Source organism: Microbulbifer mixtoriginis (SeqCode) (assembly GCF_052468275.1).
In genome coordinates this window covers 3512745-3532119 of sequence record NZ_CP174341.1, presented here as the reverse complement: position 1 = coordinate 3532119, position 19375 = coordinate 3512745, and the positions used below count along the sequence as shown (strand labels likewise).

The 19375-nt window shown below is 42.8% G+C and carries 13 protein-coding genes, 2 tRNA genes and 1 pseudogene; 10 read left to right on the top strand and 6 right to left on the bottom strand.

Annotated elements, in window-relative coordinates; genetic code table 11:
* The first annotated feature begins 158 nt into the window (after positions 1-158).
* The 7 genes from ACJJIC_RS15400 to ACJJIC_RS15370 all read left to right on the top strand — a co-directional run bounded on the left by ACJJIC_RS15400 (position 159) and on the right by ACJJIC_RS15370 (position 7616).
* Positions 159-2525, top strand: coding sequence for a DUF6351 family protein (locus ACJJIC_RS15400; RefSeq protein WP_444909385.1), 2367 nt, complete (start codon positions 159-161; stop codon positions 2523-2525).
* Positions 2526-2620: 95 nt separating this feature from the next.
* Positions 2621-2696, top strand: a tRNA-Val gene (locus ACJJIC_RS15395).
* Between the two features lie 27 nt (positions 2697-2723).
* A tRNA-Asp gene (locus ACJJIC_RS15390) sits at positions 2724-2800 on the top strand.
* A 370-nt stretch (positions 2801-3170) separates the two neighbouring features.
* A complete protein-coding gene (locus ACJJIC_RS15385) occupies positions 3171-4136 on the top strand; it encodes a 1-aminocyclopropane-1-carboxylate deaminase/D-cysteine desulfhydrase (protein WP_444909386.1) in 966 nt (321 codons plus the stop codon).
* 192 nt (positions 4137-4328) lie between these two features.
* The gene (locus tag ACJJIC_RS15380) at positions 4329-5204 is read left to right on the top strand and encodes an NAD(+) kinase (protein ID WP_444909387.1); all 876 of its coding nucleotides are present in this window, start codon (positions 4329-4331) and stop codon (positions 5202-5204) included.
* 109 nt (positions 5205-5313) lie between these two features.
* Entirely contained in the window at positions 5314-6288 is a 975-nt protein-coding gene (locus ACJJIC_RS15375; RefSeq protein ID WP_444909388.1) for a glycosyltransferase family A protein, read from the top strand.
* An 11-nt stretch (positions 6289-6299) separates the two neighbouring features.
* Positions 6300-7616 carry a glycosyltransferase family 2 protein gene (locus tag ACJJIC_RS15370; protein ID WP_445357344.1) on the top strand — a complete coding sequence of 439 codons (1317 nt, stop codon included), beginning with the start codon at positions 6300-6302 and terminating at the stop codon, positions 7614-7616.
* A 1521-nt stretch (positions 7617-9137) separates the two neighbouring features.
* Here the strand turns inward: ACJJIC_RS15370 and ACJJIC_RS15365 are convergent.
* The 6 genes from ACJJIC_RS15365 to ACJJIC_RS15340 are packed head-to-tail and all read right to left on the bottom strand — an operon-like array spanning position 9138 to position 15472.
* Complete coding sequence (locus ACJJIC_RS15365) at positions 9138-10934, bottom strand: glycosyltransferase family 2 protein (RefSeq protein WP_445357343.1); 1797 nt, start codon at positions 10932-10934, stop codon at positions 9138-9140.
* A 36-nt stretch (positions 10935-10970) separates the two neighbouring features.
* Complete coding sequence (glf, locus tag ACJJIC_RS15360) at positions 10971-12095, bottom strand: UDP-galactopyranose mutase (protein ID WP_445357342.1); 1125 nt, start codon at positions 12093-12095, stop codon at positions 10971-10973.
* A complete protein-coding gene (locus tag ACJJIC_RS15355) occupies positions 12092-13027 on the bottom strand; it encodes a glycosyltransferase (RefSeq protein ID WP_444909392.1) in 936 nt (311 codons plus the stop codon). Before ACJJIC_RS15355 ends, glf begins: the two co-directional genes overlap by 4 nt.
* 26 nt (positions 13028-13053) lie before the next feature.
* Positions 13054-14055 (bottom strand): hypothetical protein, encoded by a 1002-nt coding sequence (locus ACJJIC_RS15350; protein WP_444909393.1) that lies wholly within the window; start codon positions 14053-14055, stop codon positions 13054-13056.
* Entirely contained in the window at positions 14052-14768 is a 717-nt protein-coding gene (locus ACJJIC_RS15345) for an ABC transporter ATP-binding protein (RefSeq protein WP_445357341.1), read from the bottom strand. Before ACJJIC_RS15345 ends, ACJJIC_RS15350 begins: the two co-directional genes overlap by 4 nt.
* Positions 14765-15472, bottom strand: a complete 708-nt coding sequence (locus ACJJIC_RS15340; protein ID WP_445357340.1) for an ABC transporter permease — start codon at positions 15470-15472, stop codon at positions 14765-14767. Before ACJJIC_RS15340 ends, ACJJIC_RS15345 begins: the two co-directional genes overlap by 4 nt.
* A 276-nt stretch (positions 15473-15748) precedes the next feature.
* On the opposite strand from ACJJIC_RS15340, the gene ACJJIC_RS15335 reads away from it, so the two are divergent.
* The 3 genes and pseudogenes from ACJJIC_RS15335 (at position 15749) to ACJJIC_RS15325 (ending at position 19246) form a co-directional block, all read left to right on the top strand.
* On the top strand, positions 15749-16780 hold the full coding sequence (locus ACJJIC_RS15335) for a glycosyltransferase (protein WP_507012356.1): 1032 nt from the start codon (positions 15749-15751) through the stop codon (positions 16778-16780).
* Positions 16777-17889 carry a glycosyltransferase family 4 protein gene (locus tag ACJJIC_RS15330; RefSeq protein WP_444909397.1) on the top strand — a complete coding sequence of 371 codons (1113 nt, stop codon included), beginning with the start codon at positions 16777-16779 and terminating at the stop codon, positions 17887-17889. Before ACJJIC_RS15335 ends, ACJJIC_RS15330 begins: the two co-directional genes overlap by 4 nt.
* A 384-nt stretch (positions 17890-18273) precedes the next feature.
* Positions 18274-19246: pseudogene (locus ACJJIC_RS15325) on the top strand (integrase core domain-containing protein).
* The last annotated feature ends 129 nt before the right edge of the window (positions 19247-19375 follow it).

Here is a 19375-nt window from a genome sequence, read left to right as displayed (position 1 = left end):
CCTTTTTGTCTTTGCCTGATTTGTTGGGCTACTTGGTTCGATATTTCTGATACATCCTTCCTATAAGTCCTCCCCGGCGCCAACTGTCGGTTGACCTCTTTATCCCTTCATATACTCAAGCTGTATCACTGGTGAAGTTGACAGCTGTGGAGGCGTTTATGTCGACAAGGGGAGCTTGGTTTCTCTCTGTATTTTTCTTGGCGCTGCTCGGAGTGCTGGGGGTAGTCGCTTGGATCGCGTATGCGAAATTGCCAAAAGTACATGGTAAAGCAGATGCTCCAGTAATAGGGGTGCCGGCTGGAGCTCTTGATTATGCTTCTACACCGGCTTATGCGGGGCCTCACCCTAGAATGATGTCACGCCCGCCTGAGTATTTCCCATTCCCTATCTCAATTGGTGAGGTTGGACCAGTAGAAACGTTATTTACTGGCCCCTCAAAGTACCCCTTCTTTTGTGGTCGTAATGCGATCACCGATAAGCAGCCATTGGTTGATAACCAAGCTAAGGAGGGAGTCCCAGTTTTTGCTTTAGGTTCAGATGGGAAGAAAACCAAAGAGGTGATTGGTTATAGCCGAGACTGTAGCCATGCAACGGAGGTAACGTACTTCTATAGGAGCACAACGGATGGAAGCTTTTATTACCTACATGAAGCACGTAACGATATTGATAAGGTAACAGTAAATGGCCGCCAAGTAGATTTTATTGTCCGTGTCGAAACAGGCACGATTAACCGGCATCATTATGCTATTGCAGCTCTGCGAGGAGACGGCGAAACTGCCGAAAAACCAAATGCCAGCAATTGGAACCGGCGTTTGATCTATCAGTTTCGTGGGGGAGTAGGTATAGGTTGGCGCCAAGGTAATTTGAGCAAAGGAGATGTGACAACTCGGCGAATGGACCAGTTGGCTCGAGGATATGCCATCGTTTACTCGACGGCGAATCAAACCAGAAATCACTATAACTTATGGTTGGCAGAGGATACGGCACGGCGCCTAAAAAAACAGTTCCTAGCACTCTATGGTGAGCCCATGTATACGGTTGGTATCGGTGGCTCGGGAGGTGCTATTCAGCAGTACATCTTGGCGCAAAATGCACCGGGGCTACTGGATGCGGCGATACCACTTTACTCCTATCCAGATATGGTAACCCAGACTATCTATGCCTTTGACTGTGAGCCTTTAGAGTATTTCTTCGATGTCCTGGATGCTAACAACCCCCGCTGGCAGGATGTTGAGGAACGTCAACGGATACAGGGGTTGGCTGCGAACCCTGAAGCGGATAGCCGCTTTAAGCTGATTACTTTAGCCGCTGGTTTGTTTGATGGCCGTTATAGGGGACGACCTAGCGGTGCAACTGAATGCGTAGAAGGTTGGCGTGGTTTGGTGCCACTGGTAAATAACCCAAACTTTGTACACTTCTTTAAAAGTTTTTCCGGTGATTTGCCGGATAGAGTGCATTGGACACATTGGGAAAATCTTCGACAGTTCTATGGTGCTGCTGAAAATGGCTATGCGAATACAACCTGGGATAATGAAGGGGTTCAGTATGGGTTGAAAGCGTTGGTTGATGGAGAAATAAGCATCGATAATTTCTTAAAAATCAATGCTGCAATAGGTGGGTGGAAAGCCCCGCAGAATCAGTCGCAAGAAAAGCTCTGGTTTCTCAATGGTGGGCTTTTTCCTGTGCGCCTTTCAGTATGGAGTGAGCAAAATTTAAACATGGGGACTCTAGCGAGTCCAGCTAAGCGTAGCCGCGCGGATATGGAGGCAATCAAGGGGATTTATAGGTCTGGTCATGTTTTCCTTGGGGATGTAGAAATTCCGATAATTGATATGCGCCACTATCTGGACGAAGAACCAGATATGCATCACAGCTCGGCTTCTTTTTCGACTCGAGAGCGTATCCGGAGGGCCCGTGGCCACGCTGACAATCAACTGATCTGGATGAGTCACAAAGACTACAACCCATTGGATGATGCACTTGATCTGGTCGACCGGTGGATGCAAAACATCATTAATGACCCTGCTAAAGGTGTAGTTGGTAATCGACCTGAGGATGCCAGTGACCAATGCTTTGATAGCGAAGGTAATGTACTAGCATCAGGATCTGATGTTTGGAGTGGAGACTGGAACCGCCAGTCGGAAGGGAAATGTATGCGGGAATACCCTGCCCACAGCACCTCAAGGCAGGTAGCCGGAGCACCAGTGACTGATGACATCTTTAAGTGCGCGCTTCAGCCGGTGGAGAGGGCTCTTGCAAAAGGCGTCTATGGCTCTCATACGGAAGAGATATCAGGTCGTCTCGATGACTTACGCCGTATCTTTCCAACAGGGGTATGCAACTACAATGAACAGGATTTGGCCCGCCCAAGAGAGCAGTTGATTCCTAAAGAGGTCCCAGTGCGAATCGCGGGTCATTTAATTGACCCAGACTATCGACAGGGTAAGGTATTGCAGGAGGCAAGTCTCGGGGAAGAGGAGATGCAACCGGTGTCTGTACCACCGGAAAGCATGCCCGATGAATAATAGTGGGACTTGGCGCGAAAATTATTGACAGGAAATTTTATTCCAGTAATATGCGCCTCGCTCAGGGGGCAAGGCCCTGAAAGAAGATGAGCAGCGGGTGGTTAGCTCAGTTGGGAGAGCGACGGCCTTACAAGCCGTAGGTCACAGGTTCGACCCCTGTACCACCCACCAACTTCCTAAATGGAAGTTTACTACCGAGGACCGGTAGTTCAGTTGGTTAGAATGCCGGCCTGTCACGCCGGAGGTCGCGGGTTCGAGTCCCGTCCGGTCCGCCAGATACGATAAAAGGCCCGTACATAGGTACGGGCCTTTTTATTTTTATGGGGGCGGAGTGGCACTGCTCTTGTTCCTTGTAGCCAAGCTTGTGGTATTTGGCGGGAAGATAGGGCTTGCAGTAGATTTGAAACCTTCAGCCTTCTGCACTGGGGTGCTCTTCACCTTGTCCATATGATCTCTGGCTAAGTGCCGAGCACTAACCTAATACGGAGGGCGTTAGACTCTATCGTATTGCTGGCTCTGGATGGGTCGGGACCCACACTTTGCTCGTCAACTTTTTTGAGAGGGGGGTGTGTTCTTATCGGTAAAGGGCTGCTTTTATGGAGCGAACCCTGTCAGACAGCCTCTTTTTAAAGGGATTGGAGATACGTGACAGTTTCCTACCTGACCACTCTTGATCTGAATGCCTTCACTGAAGCTGCGCGCGCGATTCCTTACCAAAAAGTCCGAAGCAATCTTTTTCCGGGAGTTGAGGTCTGGATTCGTCGTGATGACCTGCTGGACCCACTTATTTCAGGTAATAAAGCGTATAAGCTCATTTTTAACTTGATTAAAGCAAGGGAGCTGGGTGTCGAGACGCTAATCACTTGTGGAGGAGCATGGTCAAATCATTTGCATGCCACTGCTGCTGCTGGAGCACGGTTTGGCTTTCGCACAATTGGTATTGTTCGAGGTGAGCGCCCACCGGTGCTCAGTGCCATGCTGCAAGATGCCGAGCGCCTCGGTATGAAATTTATATTCGTGTCCCGTGAATTATATAGGCAACGCAGCAAATCAGACTTTCTCAATCGCGTTGGCGTTGGTTCTGCTAGTGGTGCCTATTTACCGGAAGGTGGGGCAAATTTTGCAGGGGTGAGAGGAGTCCATTTATTAGGGAGGGTTATCGCGGAGACAGCTCCAGTTGATTTTGATCAGCTTTGGATTGCCTGCGGTACAGGTTTGACGCTGGGTGGATTAAGTTCTTCCTTGAGTGGGATTCTTGTGTGTGGAGTTGAGGTGTTAAAAGCAGGGGGGGTTGTCCGTCAAAATGCCTGGCGATGGTTCTCGGCACTATCGAAAAATGAAGCATATAGTATTGAGACAATAGGTGGTGTGGGAGAGATTACTGAGAAATACCATTGTGGGGGTTATGGTAAGTACCCCAAGCAGCTTCAGGAATTCCAGCGAACCTTTGAGTATCAAACGGGTATTTCGCTAGACCCTGTTTATACTGTGAAGCTGTTATATGCAATTTCGCATAAAGCTAACGCTGGTCATTTCGGCTGCGGAACCAGGATCTTAGCGCTCCATTCCGGCGGACTACAGGGTCGGCGTGGGCTTCCACGAGAGCGCTAGGGTCTCCCCTTTTTGGTCTAACAACTTCCCTTGACCAGCCGTTCTAATTCGACTCCAATTCCAAGCTAAGGCATAATTGCCTGTCACATTTTGGAAAGCATTTCCTGTCGGCGTGGTGAACGTAATCAAGCGTATGTAAGATAGGTAAAGCATCAATCGCAAGGCCCTGGTTTGGGCACTTGAGAGGGAGCGGTGTCGGAATTTCAAATTATTGGCCTGATCGGCCGTACTGAGAGTGATAGTGCTGCCCTTTCACTCAATCGCCTTATGCGGTTTCTTGAGAGGGAAGGTTATTCTGTTGTACTTGAGATGGGTACTGCGACTGCGGTCGCTAGCCATAATGCGAGAGTTTCTCCAAAAGAAAAGTTGGGAGAACTTTGTGATCTTGTCATTGTTGTAGGTGGTGATGGTAGCCTTTTAGCTGCCGCCCGCGCCCTGGCCAAATTTAGTGTACCTCTACTTGGTATTAATCGCGGCCGACTTGGCTTTCTCACCGATATTACCCCTGACGAGATTGAACAAAAAGTTGGTGAGGTATTGGCTGGTAAGTATATGGCTGAAAGCCGCTTCTTGCTTGATCTGTCTGTATCTCGTGAGGGCAGGCCGAAAGGAAGAGGCACAGCTTTGAACGATGTAGTACTTCATCCCGGTGAATATATTCGGATGATTGAATTTGATTTATATATTGATGGCCAATTTGTTTACACACAACGATCTGATGGTTTAATTATATCAACTCCAACAGGCTCTACTGCTTATGCTCTTTCTGGGGGGGGACCGATAATGCACCCCAAATTAGATGCTATTGTTGTTGTCCCCCTCAATCCTCATACATTGAGTAGTCGCCCAATTGTTGTCGAAGGTAGTAGTGAATTTAAAATTATTGTGGGTGAAAAAAATAATGCCCACCCGCATGTGACATGCGATGGGCATAATCACGTTATTACTGAACCTGGCGATGTAATTCGAATTCACAAAAAGCCACACCGGCTTACCCTTATACATCCTATTAATCACAATTTTTACGAAACCTGCCGATCAAAGTTAGGGTGGTATAGAGACGGCTAAGAAATATTCAACAGTTAATAGGATTAGACTTTTCAAGTGCTCTTACATAGTGAAAAAGAAAAGCTATTTCTAGGTTCTTATAGTTTGCTTAGGTTTTTCTGGAGGATAAATGACGACTATTCAAGTGGGTATTGTTATTCCAGTTTTTAATGAACAGGATCGTATCATCTCAGCAATACGCTCGATTGTAGAAAAAAATGAGATACCGGTTAAATTTTATATCGCTGATGATCTTTCAACAGATGATACTGTTTGTAGAGCCGCTGAATACCTTGAAGAGAATAGTATAGCCCACCAGATACTAGTTGCTAAAAGTAATAAAGGGGCCGGTTATAGAAGAAATCAAGCGCTCAAGTTTGTAGAAGAGCCGTATGTATTATTCTTTGATGCGGATGATTTTGTTTATCCTGGAATGTTAGATAAAGCAGTCGAAAAAGCTAACGATAAAGAGTGTGATGTCCTACTAATGGAGTATGACTTAGTTCAAGGCAGAAATGATCAAAAGTTAGGGATGATAGAAGGCGATAGAAAAATATTTGATCGCATCGCTCAGAATGTTAGCGATTGTCTTTCAATTGATGATAATGGTTATCTTTTGAACCTAGTCAATTATCCATGGAACAAATTGGTATCAACTCGTTACGCAAAAGAAATTGGATTGAGGTTCTCGAATACACCAGTGCATAATGATGTAATGGGGCATTGGATGTTATTAATGAACTCAAAAAATATTTCTTTTCTTTCCGAGTCTTTTTGCGGTCACCGTGTTTGCCCCAAGGCCAATCAAGTGACGAATATTTCTGACTCCAGAAGATTGGCTATGTTGGATGTTTTCCAAGAATTAGAGCGGTACTTTTCATGCCACCCTGAGTTGAAGAGAAAGTTCTATCATTTTTTCATGTACTTTAAGCTGAAACTTTATTCCTGGGCATCTAATCGCCTAGATGAAGAGTATCGCAACATGTTTAAAGTTGAGTTTTCTAAAACATTTTCAAGAATGAATAGGTTGGATATCTTAAATATTGCAGAAAGAATGCCAGAAACTGCTAGTGAGATTATGCGGTTTAAATTGGGGTTAAAATAAGAGTTGTTGCTATGATTTCAGTGATTGTTACAGCGTATAACATCGAAAAATACATTGATGACTGTTTGCAAAGCGTTCTAAATCAGACCTTAACAGATATCGAGGTTATCGTAGTAGACGATGGGTCTACTGATTCGACACCAGAATTAATACAAAAATATGCCCTTAAGGATGAAAGGATAATTCCAGTACTATTACCCGAAAACACACCTGGCGGGGTGGCAGTTGCTGCAAATATTGGGCTTCGCAAAGCTTCTCGAGAGTTCGTTGGGTTTGTGGATGGTGATGATTGGTGTGAGCCATTTATGTTTGAGCGACTTGTTACTGCGGCTCAAAATAGTGGTGCAGAAATCACAATCGGAAAATTCAAGAACTTCGATGAAGAAGCGAATTTATTTTATGATGCGAGTGATGAGAAGTATTGGGGCTCTGAGTCATTACCTCTAAATACTGCGATATCTGGGCTGGATGTCCGCAAAAAAGTTTTGAAGTTAAACCCAGTTCCGTGGAGAAAATTATATCTTCGCAGTTTTCTGGTGGAAAATGATATATTTTTTCCCGAAGGAGACTACTTTTATGAAGATAACCCTTTCCATTGGTATTGTGTGATTTCAGCAAGAAATTTTACTTTAATCGACGATTATATTTGCCATCACCGCATGAATCGTGTGGGGCAGACAATGTCTGCAGGTGATGGGCGCCTGTTAGCAATGTATGAGCATCACAATACTATATTTGAATGGTTACATAGAGCGGGTGAATATGCGAAGTACAAAAATGAACTTATCTTATGGGTGATCAATAATAGCTGTTGGATTTATGAAGCGATTAAGGATGAGTTGAAGCCAAAAGTACTCGAGTCATTGGCGGTGGCATTACTGCGCCATGATGTAGATACTGTGGTAAGAGTAACAATGTCTGACTATATGGGGGGGGGCGGGCGGAATCTAGTGCGCGATGCATTAGAAATAACCGGCAATAAAAAATTAGCTAAAAAAATTAAGAGCGAAAGAGGGGTGCTCACGCGTGCGATAGCTTATTTTAGAAAAGAGGGTTTCTTTTCAACTGCTAAGCAGGCCGCTAGATTTTTTTACCATAAATCTCCACCGGCCGTAAAAGTTGTCATTGATAAGGGGCGAGCAGTAACTACACTTAATGTCCGCTCAAATGATCAAGTAATGAATAAACTGAGATCTATTGAAAATAAGATGACCCTGCAGGGATATCTGCTGGCATTAAATGATGAATTCGAAAAGGATGTCAGGAAAGAGCTTGCTGAAATTAAATCTGTACTTGCTGATATTCAAGAACTTTCTAAACCTAAGTGAAGTAGCTGTAGATTTTATATAACTGGTTGCGAGATAAGGGCGGCGCCAGAGTTTATTAAAATTTTTTATTTTTAAGTGTCAGTTACTACAAACGAAAGGCGTCATTTTTAATTTGGATTAGTTTAGAGGAAATCTGACACATCCTCTTAAAAAGAGGGGTTTACCGGTTTTGATGAAGCCTAAAAAAGTAAAACCAAGGATAAACCCCATAATCTATACTAACGATCCCACTATCAAACACAAGGTCGGATTGATTAATTCGGCAGAAGAGCTCGGCAATATTTCCAAAGCATGTAAGATACTCCATACATTGAGACACTTTCTATCGCTACAAGAAATTCATTTCAGGTGGCTATGTGGGTGACCTTCTTGAAAAGAATCGAAGAGCGCCCAACCACAAGAACCGTGTTGATACTGCCATTGAACAGGCCGTGTTGGCCTATGCCCTTTAAGGCACTACCCATAGACAGGTTTGAGCCCCAATAAGCTTTGTAGATGCGATGTATTTTTTCCCTCGATAGTGCTCGGAGCAGCATGACCTAGTCAACCTCAATTTACGATTAGAGGCGCTTGAGGCCAAGGTGGCTGAGAGAGGGCTGATCCTAGCTGAGTCGAGGTTTAGTCTTTGGAAAGAAAGCGGCATGTTGATGTAGTCTATGGTCAAATTGATACTCAAGATCTCGGCTGCCTAGAATTGCAGGATACCTTTTACGTGGGACATTTAAGGAAGTTGGACAGATATCTATGTAAAGGTGGATCATTACAAGCAAGCTGTATATCACCAAGCATGAGTCACTGCGGCAGATTATTCTTTATGGCTGTGTACCATTGTTTTATGTGATTCATGATTTATAACTGATCGCGTTACTAGATATTGTGGCAGACTGGATCAGCATGATTATCAGTTGTACCTTAGAACAAATGAAATAGAGCATATCAAGAAGTAAGAGAAAGGTACTTGTAAGGGCATCTATTATGCTGCAATGATCTATGGGGCAATAGAAGGCCTGTAGAGGATCTGGACGAATGATTTGTAGATTAAAATCATAATCGCACTCATCGGGGTAAAAGTGTTGTGACCACATGCCGATGGCGGCCCTTGAAGAGGATAAAATATCTAAAAAGAAAAGCTTGCAAACGTAATCTGGCCAAAATTATAAGAATATTTTATATCTTAAATTAATACCTCCCTTAGTAGTAATGCCAACTTGAATCTTCTTTTTGACACTTGCCCACATATTTAAATGTGGGTGCTAACATAAGTGGCTGGTTAGTTTTACGCTCCCTGATTTTTATTGTGTAATCGCTGATAAAGTTTCAGTCTGAAGAATCACCTATACCCCCTTTAACTGAATATCGAGTTCCATATTTTTATGTTGCTATACTTATAATGTATTTTGAGATTGGAGGTTTTTCAGTGCAGAGCATTGGGATTTAGGTGTCACTTTAACTCTTGATAAAAAACACAATCAAATTTTTGTGGCTTTAGATTCCATAAAAAATGGTCGACAGGGTTGTTGTTTACTTTAGTTTTAGAAATTTTTTCCAGAAAATTATGGATGTCATTTTGTTAAAGTTATCGAGGTAACTTTTTTTTGCCTCTGGAAATTTTTTGTAAGATGTTATGCATGTCACAGTTAATTGAATTAGGATTCCAAAAAAGCGAGCGGTGTTACGTTGAGCTATAAAACCAGAAGTCAAGGAGGGTTGAGTATATTGCACGTAACGAGAACGAAAGCATTTTGTATAGTCTAAATCATAAATCTCCAGAATTCTGATTTTTTCATGCTCGGATGATTCTTCAGGACGAAGGCAGAATTTGGGCAGGAGGTGCCCATTTAAAGTTAGTTTGGACAGGATCTTAAGGTGCGGCATAACTATAGTATCATCTAGTTTATGCTTAGGTACTTTGGGAGTAGTAATTGTCTTTGCTACATCTTTCTGTGAGCTTATAAGCTGACTGTGCAGCTCATCTGGTAATGTATCGTGAAGATGCAAATAGCCCCTTAATGCGGCTTTAGTTCCATCGATCACTTTTTGTGCTGAGTCATATCTATAGCCAAGCGACAAAACTAGGACTGTCTTGATAAGTCGTCGACACATCGAAAAGTAATTAAAGTCAGCATCATGGATGCTTCTAGCAATAAATGAATTTCTTTCCTCGTAAAAGAATGTTGATGACGAGTATTTATTTTCAAATGGTTCATGCCACACTCCGATACCATTTAAGTCAATTATCTTGACCTTTCTTTTTGTTGCTCTTAATGAAAACTCTACATCATCCCACTTTAAAAAAACAGGTATTGGCAAGCCGAGCTCTTTGAATACTTCGGTAGAGGCTGAGAAGAACCACCATCCCGCATAAGCTTTTGTAACCTCTTGGTCGTTTTCCAAGAGTGCACTAAGATTGTTCAGATTAATTTTGCTTTTAATCGGGATGAAGTGGGCGTCTTTATTCAGAGTGGCCCCATTTTCATGTTGAATGGTTTTATTATCGAGCCGCAACATGCTCCCGCTTACTGCTATTTGGTCACTTATACAGTGAGAGTAAAATGATTGCAGGCGTGTAAATATTGAAGGTTCTATTACGATATCGTCATCACATAAAATGATGTGGCTATATGTAGATTTTGACGACAAAACCTCTATTAACCCTCTAGCGAAGCCGCCTGATCCACCATAGTTTTTGTTGAAAATCACCTTGGCAGATGAATTTTCAAGGTTGCTTAGAGTCTTTCCATTATCTATAACGACAAGGTCTATGGTGACTTCGGAGGAAAGGCTTTTTTTAAGTTCTTTAATTGTATTGATGTTTTTTTCCACAAACTTTTCTCGCTTATATGTGGGCATAATCAAAGCGAGAGAGGCGTTTCTCTTAGGTTTGCTTTTGGTGGAAAAAGCTAGATTGTAAACTTTTGCAATACTTTTGTTAGTTTTAAGCTCAACATAGATTAGCCCTGACCCTAAGGCATTTCCTAAATCAATACTGATTGTGAAGCTTGACTTATCCTTAAAGTCAATCTCTGTTTGGTTGAGAGTGATAACGCCTCGTTTCCTTGAGGCAAACATTACATTGCACTTAAAAGAGCCTGAAGCGGTAATTTTTAGGCTCAATGAATTTAGACTACAATACTTCTTCCACTTCCCATAATTGAAAACATTAAAGTAAGTGTCAAAGGATAGTGTTGAGAATTCACTTAGCCGCCAAAATGAAGGGTTCGATTGATAGCGTACATCTCCTGAGCATCGCTGGTATAGCGAAAGCTCTTCAGATACGCTGTCGTTTGGAGGAATAATTGTGTGAATGTTGATGCTCATGGGAGATGCTGCTACCGAACCTCTTTTAAATATTATTTATTTTTTTGAGTTGTCCAAGAAGGTTTTTGCTGCAACTAAGGCTTCTTTGATTGTGATATCCATATCGAGATAGCGGTATGTGCCCAGTCTGCCGACAAAAGTTACATTTGGGATGGCTTTAGCGCATTTTTCATAGGTTTCGAGCATTTTGATTTCGCCTGCTAATCGGATGGGGTAGTAAGGAATATCACCCTCCTCACAAGATCTGGAATATTCATGGTAAAGCACGGTCTTTTCATGATCTTCCCAGGGCGCAAAATGTTTATGTTCTGTAATGCGTGTAAATGGCACTTTCTCTTCTGTATAATTGATAACAGCATTTCCTTGAGCGTCACCTTCTTGAATGCTTCGTTTAAAGTCCAGGGTTCTATATCCAAGGCGGCCGTGCTGATAGCCAAAGAAGGCGTCCAAAGGGCCTGACCAGAAGGTGTGCCCGTAATTACTTCTTGCTTCTGGGTCAAATGTACTATTCAAATATACTTTAATATTTTGATGGTCTAATATTTTAGCTACTATTTCCGTGTAACCATTTTTAGGCATCCCTTGGAAGGGGTGATTAAAATAGTTGTCATCATAGTTAAAGCGCACGGGGAGGCGCTTTAAAATTGAAGCTGGTAGCTCAGAAGGGTGAAGCCCCCACTGTTTTTGAGTGTAGCCTTTGAAAAATGCCTCATATAAATCCTTACCTACAAAGCGGAGTGCTTGTTCCTCAAAGGTTTTTGGATCTTCAATAGATAAGTCTGCTTTAGATTCAATCCATGCTGCAGCTTCTTTCGGCGAAAAGGTTTTCCCGAAAAATTGGTTTATTGTATGTAAATTAATTGGTAGGCTAAAAACGCTGTCGTTGTAAATTGCTTTGACGCGGTTCTTATACGGAACCATTTCTGCATACTTGTTAATATATTTCCAGACTTCTTCATCTGCGGTGTGGAAAATATGAGGTCCATACGTATGGACCATGACGCCTGTTTCCTTGTCGCGTTCTGTGTAGCAATTACCAGCGATATGATTTCTCGCTTCAAATATTTCAATATCAAATCCTGCTTCTGCAAGCTGCCTTCCTATTACCGCCCCAGAAAACCCTGCACCAACTATTGCAACGGTATTTTTCTTTGCGTTCATTTCATTTTTCCTCTAACATTTTTTGTGAAATCTATTAGCGCTTTAAAAATTTCCATGCCCTGAGGCCTTGTTGAAATTTTAAGGCTGGAGAGTATGCCTTTAGCCATAAATCTAATAAAAAGATAAGGCATTGCCGCTTTATAGTGCCAGGAAGATACGTAAAGAAAATTTCTAACATCGTAATATTTAATTCCTGGTCTAAAAGCATTTTTTTTGTTTGGGTGGGTTACACGAGCGGACGGTTCAATAAAGGTCTTGTAGCCAGCCTTGCGCGCCCTCAGGCACCACTCAACATCGTCAAAATGTAAGAAAAAATCTGAAAAATTTTGGAGCTCCTTTGCCAATGTTAACGGCATAAGCATACAGGCTGCTGACGAGTAATCGCTTTCAAAAGGCTTATTTGGAAGATTTTCAATATTCTGGCCGTTGTAAAGTAGTTGCTGCCTCGCTTGCCACCAGTTAATCCTAGCCCCAGCTTCGGTGACGATGTGAGTATTGTCTTTGTCAAGAATGACGCCCCCAATAATGCTATTTCCAGATTTAAGTTCGGCAGCATGTACCAATTTTTTAAGTGTTTGTTTTTGTGGTGTGGCATCATCATCTAGCAGCCAAATATATTTAGCTGTGCCCTTTAGTAATGCCTGCTTTATCCCATTGCTGAAGCCGCCAGAGCCGCCAATATTTTTCGATAGATTTATAAGGTTATATGTTTTGGTTGACAACCTATTCTCTTTAATGAAATCTTGTACGACTTGCTTAGTATCATCATCGCTATTGTTGTTGACGATTGTTACATGGTAGTGGTCTTTTGAGTAATCCAGCCCTTGCAAAAGTTTTAGTTGTTTTAGCAAGTCAACGCTTCGATTGTATGTTACAACTACAATCTCTACTTCTGGAATAGTTGATAGTTTCTTTTCAAATTCTAGAGGCAAGCTGCTACAACCCTGGTTGATAAATGTTATTTGTGGGAAGACCGCGAAGTCTCGTTTAATTGGCCTTGAAGCTTGTTTTTAATTCTATTTGTTTCGGCCAAGTAGCCTGCGACAATATTTTCTGCTGTATTTATTAGTTTGCTTAATTTTGGTAGACCATGAGATTTTTCTGTTTTGTGAGAGGGGAATGTAATATTGTTGGAGCGTAGTGCTAAGGAATTAAATAGTGATGACATCGCTCTTGCAGTTGTGCGCTTACTCCAGCTGAGGAGTGGACCGCTCTTTTTGTGCTTGGAGCCTCTAGCTAAAGTTTCAGAAAATGTGTTGCGTAAGCCATAAAGTTTGTTGCGAGATAAAATTGATATGGCATAAATTGCGGTAATATCAAGGGTTACATTTCGATGGATACTTGCTGGTTTTAAGTCATCAAGGTTTTTGTTAAGACCAAGTCTATTTAACAAATCGTGAACAATATTTTGTTCGACCCATTGGTTTTTGTCATAGGGGCGAATTATGACTTGTTCTGGGTAAACCCTTTGCCATTTTACTAAAAAAAATGCTTTAAAGGCGGCATTAAATACATAGGGGTCTAATATTGTGGGTACGTGTTTGGCTATAAGATACTGCCTTTTGAATGCCTTCAAAGAGCTGGTACTTTTTAGGCGCTGCAGCATTCCCGATTCCAAATATTCATCCGCTCTACGCAAGTACGCAATGACTTTTATGGTTGGCTGGTTTAGCCAATTCTTGAGCCTTTTAATTTCAATGGTTTTTAAAGCGCAAAAAGCTTCTGAGCTCAATAAAATGTGTGGGGGATTGGTTGCAATTATTTCTTCTAGCTTTTGCCAGCTATTTCCTTTCACTCCTGATTGGAGTTCTAACACTAATGATTCGTGATGATCCTGGTTTTGGACTAGCTCCGGGTATATTATTCCTTTAGATTTTAATAGGGTTCTGTATCGACTTAATGCTGACTGTATAGCGGTGGATCCAGTTTTATCTGAGCCAATATGCAAATATACTTTCACGCTGGTGCAGCCTCAGCCTCAGCCTCAGCCTCAGCCTCGTATGAGTTCAAAACTATCTGCGCATCTCCGATCTCCTTAACCACTCCATTTTCAATCCATAGAATCCTGTCACAGAGGTCTCGTAATGTTTGAAGAGAGTGTGAAACTAAAACCACTGTTTGATTCGACTGTACTCTCTTTCTTAAAGCTTCTCCCGACTTTTTCTTGAACTCTTTATCACCTACACCTAGGATTTCATCAAGCAAAAGTATGTCTGGAGTGGAGTGAATTGCTGCTGCAAATCCGAGACGTGCTTTTTGCCCTGAAGAAAAAGTGCCTACGGGCTCCTTAATCTTATCTCCTAGGCCTGAGAATTCCGCAATAGTAGGGATTAGCTCTTTTGCTTGTCGAATACCACTTCCCTGAGTAACCAAAGCCATAAGTGCATTATCAATTCCGCTGAGATTCTGATTAAAGCCCAAGCCTAAAGAGAGCAGTTGTGATTGGGTGTTGGCAGGGCGATGAATTTTGCCAGTATTTGGTAATATAATTCCTGCCAGCAGCTTAAGTAGACTTGATTTTCCAGCGCCATTTCTCCCAATTACTCCAAGTGTTTCTCCAGCAAATAGGTCAAAAGAAATATCCTTCAAGACCCAATCTGGTTTTGCGAATAGGCTCAATCTTTTGCGGTAGGCAAGGCCTACGTTAGAGAATCTCAATATCGGCGATTTCATAGTAAAACTCTTGGGTAAGTCCTATCTAAGACTTTGATCAATACGAGTGAAAAGCAAAGGGATGAAATGCCGACAGTGAAAGGATATAAGAGCTCTTTGATTGCTGGTACTTGGCCCTCTAATAAAATCGTTCTGTAGCTATTAAATATTTCAGCATAAGGGTTTAACAGCAAGAGGTCTTGAGTCTCCTGCGGGCGGCTGCTGATATCAAAAAAAATTCCAGATGTAAAAAGAACCCCTGTTACACACAAAGGGATTAAATGCCTCAGATCCGGAATAAGGGGGACAGTGGCAGCGGCTAGCAAACTCAAGCCTAGATTAACTATAAGCTGAGAAAAAATTACAGGAATAAGTACGAGCCATGCTGATTTCGGGGGGAAGCCCGACAACCATACCGCCCCAAGGAGAATTGGTAAGATGCATATAAATCTTAAGAATATAGATAAATTAATTGAGCAAGGAAAAATCCACTTAGGCAAATAAAACTGCCCAAGAATTCCCTTGTTGTTAATTATTGATTCGGCACTATTGCTGATACAGGATGCAAACCATTTGAACGGCAGCATCCCGCAAAGTAGAAATATCAGAAAACCTGAGCCAGTCTGGTTATCGCGGAATCCTGACGAGAATGCGAAATATAGAAGTGCCGTGAGAAGAAGAGGTTCCATTACCCACCAGATGGTCCCAAGGTAGGTGTTTTCCATGTCGGCTTTGAGAGCGTTAAGGCCTCTAAGCCAGACAATATTGAAGTAATTCTTAAGCATCCAGGTGTTACGGTTACTAGTACAGAGGCCGGATTATAATGACAAAACAGCCGAAAATATACAGTAAAAGCTTTAGAAACAACAGCTTACATGTTGTAAACTGTCGCACAAAGTTTGAATGGGCTTTAGGTTTTGGTACAAAAAGTAACCGCAACTCATTGTTATAGAACGTTTCTTCCTGAAACACAGGGAGGGGTAGAACAAGCTATATTCCAAATGGCCCGAGGGGGTGGTGAAGTCTTGTCGCTTTCATCCCGACCTGGCTCGTTTGAGCTTGATCGGGGTTTGCATGTTCGGGTAAGCCGTCGATGGTTCTCCATTAAGTCAATGTGCTTTGGTCCTGGTTTGATTTTGGATATGTGGCGAAGCAAAGCGAGAGTATTGCATCTGCATTTTCCTTGGCCATTTGGTGATATTGTTTATTTGTTGGCTGGAAGGCGGCGCCCTCTAATCGTGACCTACCATTCAGATGTGGTGAGGCAAAAATGGCTATTAAGGCTTTATACCCCTTTCATGAATCGGTTTTTTGCAAAAGCGGATCGAATCGTGGCCACTTCCGAGCAATATGTGAAGACAAGCGAGTTTTTAAAGCGTTGGAAACACAAGGTTTCTGTTATCCCTTTGGGTATTGATGAAGACGTTTTGCCTTTAGCAACTGAAAGTGATCTTGAGAGGTTTGAGCGAGCTTACGGGCGCGGTTATATGCTTTTTGTTGGGGTCCTTCGATATTATAAGGGGCTTGAGTATTTAATCCGGGCCGCTGAAGGTTTGGGTAGTCGTATATTAATTGCTGGGGTAGGGCCCGAGGAAAGGCGGATGCGCTCTCTTGTTCGGGATCTGGGCCTAACTAATGTGGAGTTCTTAGGTTTTGTATCTGAAAAGGAAAAGTCTGCGTTATATCAATTGTGTGGGGCTGTAGTTTTCCCATCTCATCTACGGTCGGAAGCCTTTGGGGTCACGTTGATTGAAGGGCTTATGGCAGGCAAGCCGCTAATAAGTTGCGAGATTGGTACTGGCACGAGCTTCGTTAATCAGAGCGGAGTTACTGGTCACGTTGTGCAGCCAGCAGATGTTAATGCTCTCCGATGTGCCATGCTAGATCTTATTGATAATCAAGGGAAAGCGAGGGATATGGGCTTGGCTGCCCGGAAGCGTTACGAGGAATTATTTACAGGTAAGGTGATGAGGGCTTCATATCAGAAGCTTTATAGGGAGGTGCTTGGTTGTGATGAGGGTGAGGTGGTTTGAGTCAGGCCGGGAGGGGTATACTTAAAATTGGCGTGGATGCTAGGCCGCTATCAGTTGCTACAACGGGAATTGGGCGCTATACAGAGGCGATTATTGGTCGTTTACTTAAGAGTGGTCATAAATGGTTTCTTTATAGTGATGCCCCTCTTCCAAAATCATATTATGGCATCTCCAACGTAGTGGTCAGGGCGGGGGCGAGAGGTCACAAAGCCTTGGGTAGCGTATTTGCACAGACGTTTTTTCCATGCTGGGCAAAGTGTGACTCTATAGATGTATTTTGGTCTCCTAGGCATCATTTGCCATTACTAATGCCGCCACCCATCAAAAAGGTGGTGACAGTCCATGATGTTGTCTGGGCCAGGTTTCCTGAGACTATGTCAGTTTTTGGTAGATATCTTGAGAGGGCCTTAATGCCTTCTTCTGTTCGTTTGGCTCATGCAGTTATAGCTGTGTCACAGTTTACTAAAAATGAGCTAGAGAAGTTGATACCGGAATCTATAGGGAAAATCACTGTAATTCCTGAAGCTCCCTTCCTGGAGGGTACGTCAACTTTGAAAGATGGTAAATACTTCTTATTTGTTGGCACCTTGGAACCTCGAAAAAATCTAGCTCGTTTGCTCAAAGCCTATCGTGCATATTTGGATATAGTCTCGGTTGAATCGTTGCCGCTTTATATTTGTGGTGGAGCTGGTTGGGGCTTGCCGCAGATAAGTGAGATTATTCGGGAGTTGGGTTTGGAGAAGAATGTAAGGGTGCTGGGGTATGTACCAGATACTGAATTAAGTGCTCTGTATTTGAACTCTAGGGCATTGCTGATGCCATCGATTTATGAAGGGTTTGGCCTTCCTATTGTTGAGGCGTTTTCGCAAAACACGCCTGTATTGACGTCGAATACTGGAGCGATGCGAGAGGTTGCGGGTGCGGGGGGGGTGTTGGTGGATCCTTTTTGTATCCAGGATATGGCGGCTGGCTTGGTGCAATTGCATCGTAATTTGATGCTTGTTCGTAATCTTCAGCAGCAGGCTAAGCAGAGGAGGAGGCGGTTTTGCTGGGATCAAGCAGCTAAAGATACTCTAGAGATACTTGAGCGAGTATCCTATATAGAATAGTTGCAAGCCCTACCTTTGTTTACCTTTTTTCTAATGTGGGAGTGGTGTCGGAAAAAGTCCCCACTTTCATTATTGTACGTATCTTAATTGTTAAAAGGTCATGAAATAGCTTTTGGCAATAGGAAGAGAAGAGGCAGATTTGTTTGTGGGGATATTTTTTAATGAGGTAGCTGAGTCGCTTGTAGGTGGCTTATGTTGAATGATTTAGGTTCTATGAGGTGAAATAGTTCAGGTCCAATCTGACACTCTCTTGAAAAAGAGCGATTTATCAGTTTTATTAAGGTACCTAAACCTAAACCTAAACCTAACCTAAACCTAAACCTAAACCTAACCTAAACCCAAACCTAAAATCAAAGCTGATCCTAATGATGGCACATTAAAAAAATGACTGGACTGCTAAACCGGGCAGAGAAATTTGGTAATCTCTCCATGGCTTGTGGGATGCGCGGTGTGTAGAAAGCCCCTTTTTATCGCTGCAAGGAAGCCGTTTCAAGCGGCGGCGTGGAAGCCCTTAACGAGAAGAATCGACATAAAACCGTGTTTACGCTGTGATTGAGCAGCTAGTGTCGATATATGCCCTCCAGGCGCCTGCCCATGGGCGGTTTTGAATATCTAATGAATTGCGTAGGTGGGGTGTATTTGTGGCCCCCATTGGCGTTCAGGGCATCTGGTTAAGGTGTGACTTGGTTAACGTCAAATTACTTTTAAAAGCGCTAAGGCCAAAGTAACTGAAAAGGAGCTGATGCTCACTGAATCTCAAGTTCAGGCTTTGGGGCGAAAGCAACACGGTCAAGAAGTCTGCGGTGAAATTAATGCCCATCACTTAGGATATTTGCTCTTGCAAGATACCTTTTACCTAGGAGCATTTTAGGTGTTGGCTAGTCTATCAGTAAACCTGTGTTAATCACTATGCAAAGCTGGCCTATTACAAGCTGTACACCACTAGAGCCCCGGTCACTAGGATAGGCCTTTCGAGCGATAATAGTGTATTACCACTATACGCTATGCATGATCTGCCAGTGCTACTGACCGCAGTACAGAGTATTGTGACTAGTCAGAGCAGTATCATAATTAGTTACACTTGAATGTGAATGAGTATGCCAAGACAAAAGTGAGGTATCCGCAGGCGAACTGTATCTGCTAACGCTTCCATAAAACTATTTTACAAGAGCTCTACCAATCTTTATTGCGTCGCAAGGCCTACAAATCTATGGGAGAGCCTCAAAAGAATTTGGATGAATGGCTCACATATTACCATAACGAGAGAGCCCATCAAGGTAAGGAGTGCTGCGGTCGAACACCGATAGCAACCCTTGAAGATGGAAAAAGTATCTGGAAGGAAAAGCTCGTAAGCTGAATTTGACTTGACAGGGCCGCCCCCTGAAAAACTGGTAACTATCAGATCAAGTCTGAATTACTACATATGAGTGCTAATATCTATTGCCACTTTCTCAATATTGGTTAGCCTATTTGAGCCCTTGGGGTA

Excerpts from the sequence above, each read along its gene's own strand:
- ACJJIC_RS15400 (WP_444909385.1), top strand. The coding sequence starts at position 159 with ATGTCGACAAGGGGAGCTTGGTTTCTCTCTGTATTTTTCTTGGCGCTG.
- ACJJIC_RS15375 (WP_444909388.1), top strand. The coding sequence starts at position 5,314 with ATGACGACTATTCAAGTGGGTATTGTTATTCCAGTTTTTAATGAACAG.
- ACJJIC_RS15370 (WP_445357344.1), top strand. The coding sequence starts at position 6,300 with ATGATTTCAGTGATTGTTACAGCGTATAACATCGAAAAATACATTGAT.
- ACJJIC_RS15365 (WP_445357343.1), bottom strand. The coding sequence starts at position 10,934 with ATGAGCATCAACATTCACACAATTATTCCTCCAAACGACAGCGTATCT.
- glf (WP_445357342.1), bottom strand. The coding sequence starts at position 12,095 with ATGAACGCAAAGAAAAATACCGTTGCAATAGTTGGTGCAGGGTTTTCT.
- ACJJIC_RS15345 (WP_445357341.1), bottom strand. The coding sequence starts at position 14,768 with ATGAAATCGCCGATATTGAGATTCTCTAACGTAGGCCTTGCCTACCGC.
- ACJJIC_RS15340 (WP_445357340.1), bottom strand. The coding sequence starts at position 15,472 with ATGGAAAACACCTACCTTGGGACCATCTGGTGGGTAATGGAACCTCTT.
- ACJJIC_RS15335 (WP_507012356.1), top strand. The coding sequence starts at position 15,749 with ATGGCCCGAGGGGGTGGTGAAGTCTTGTCGCTTTCATCCCGACCTGGC.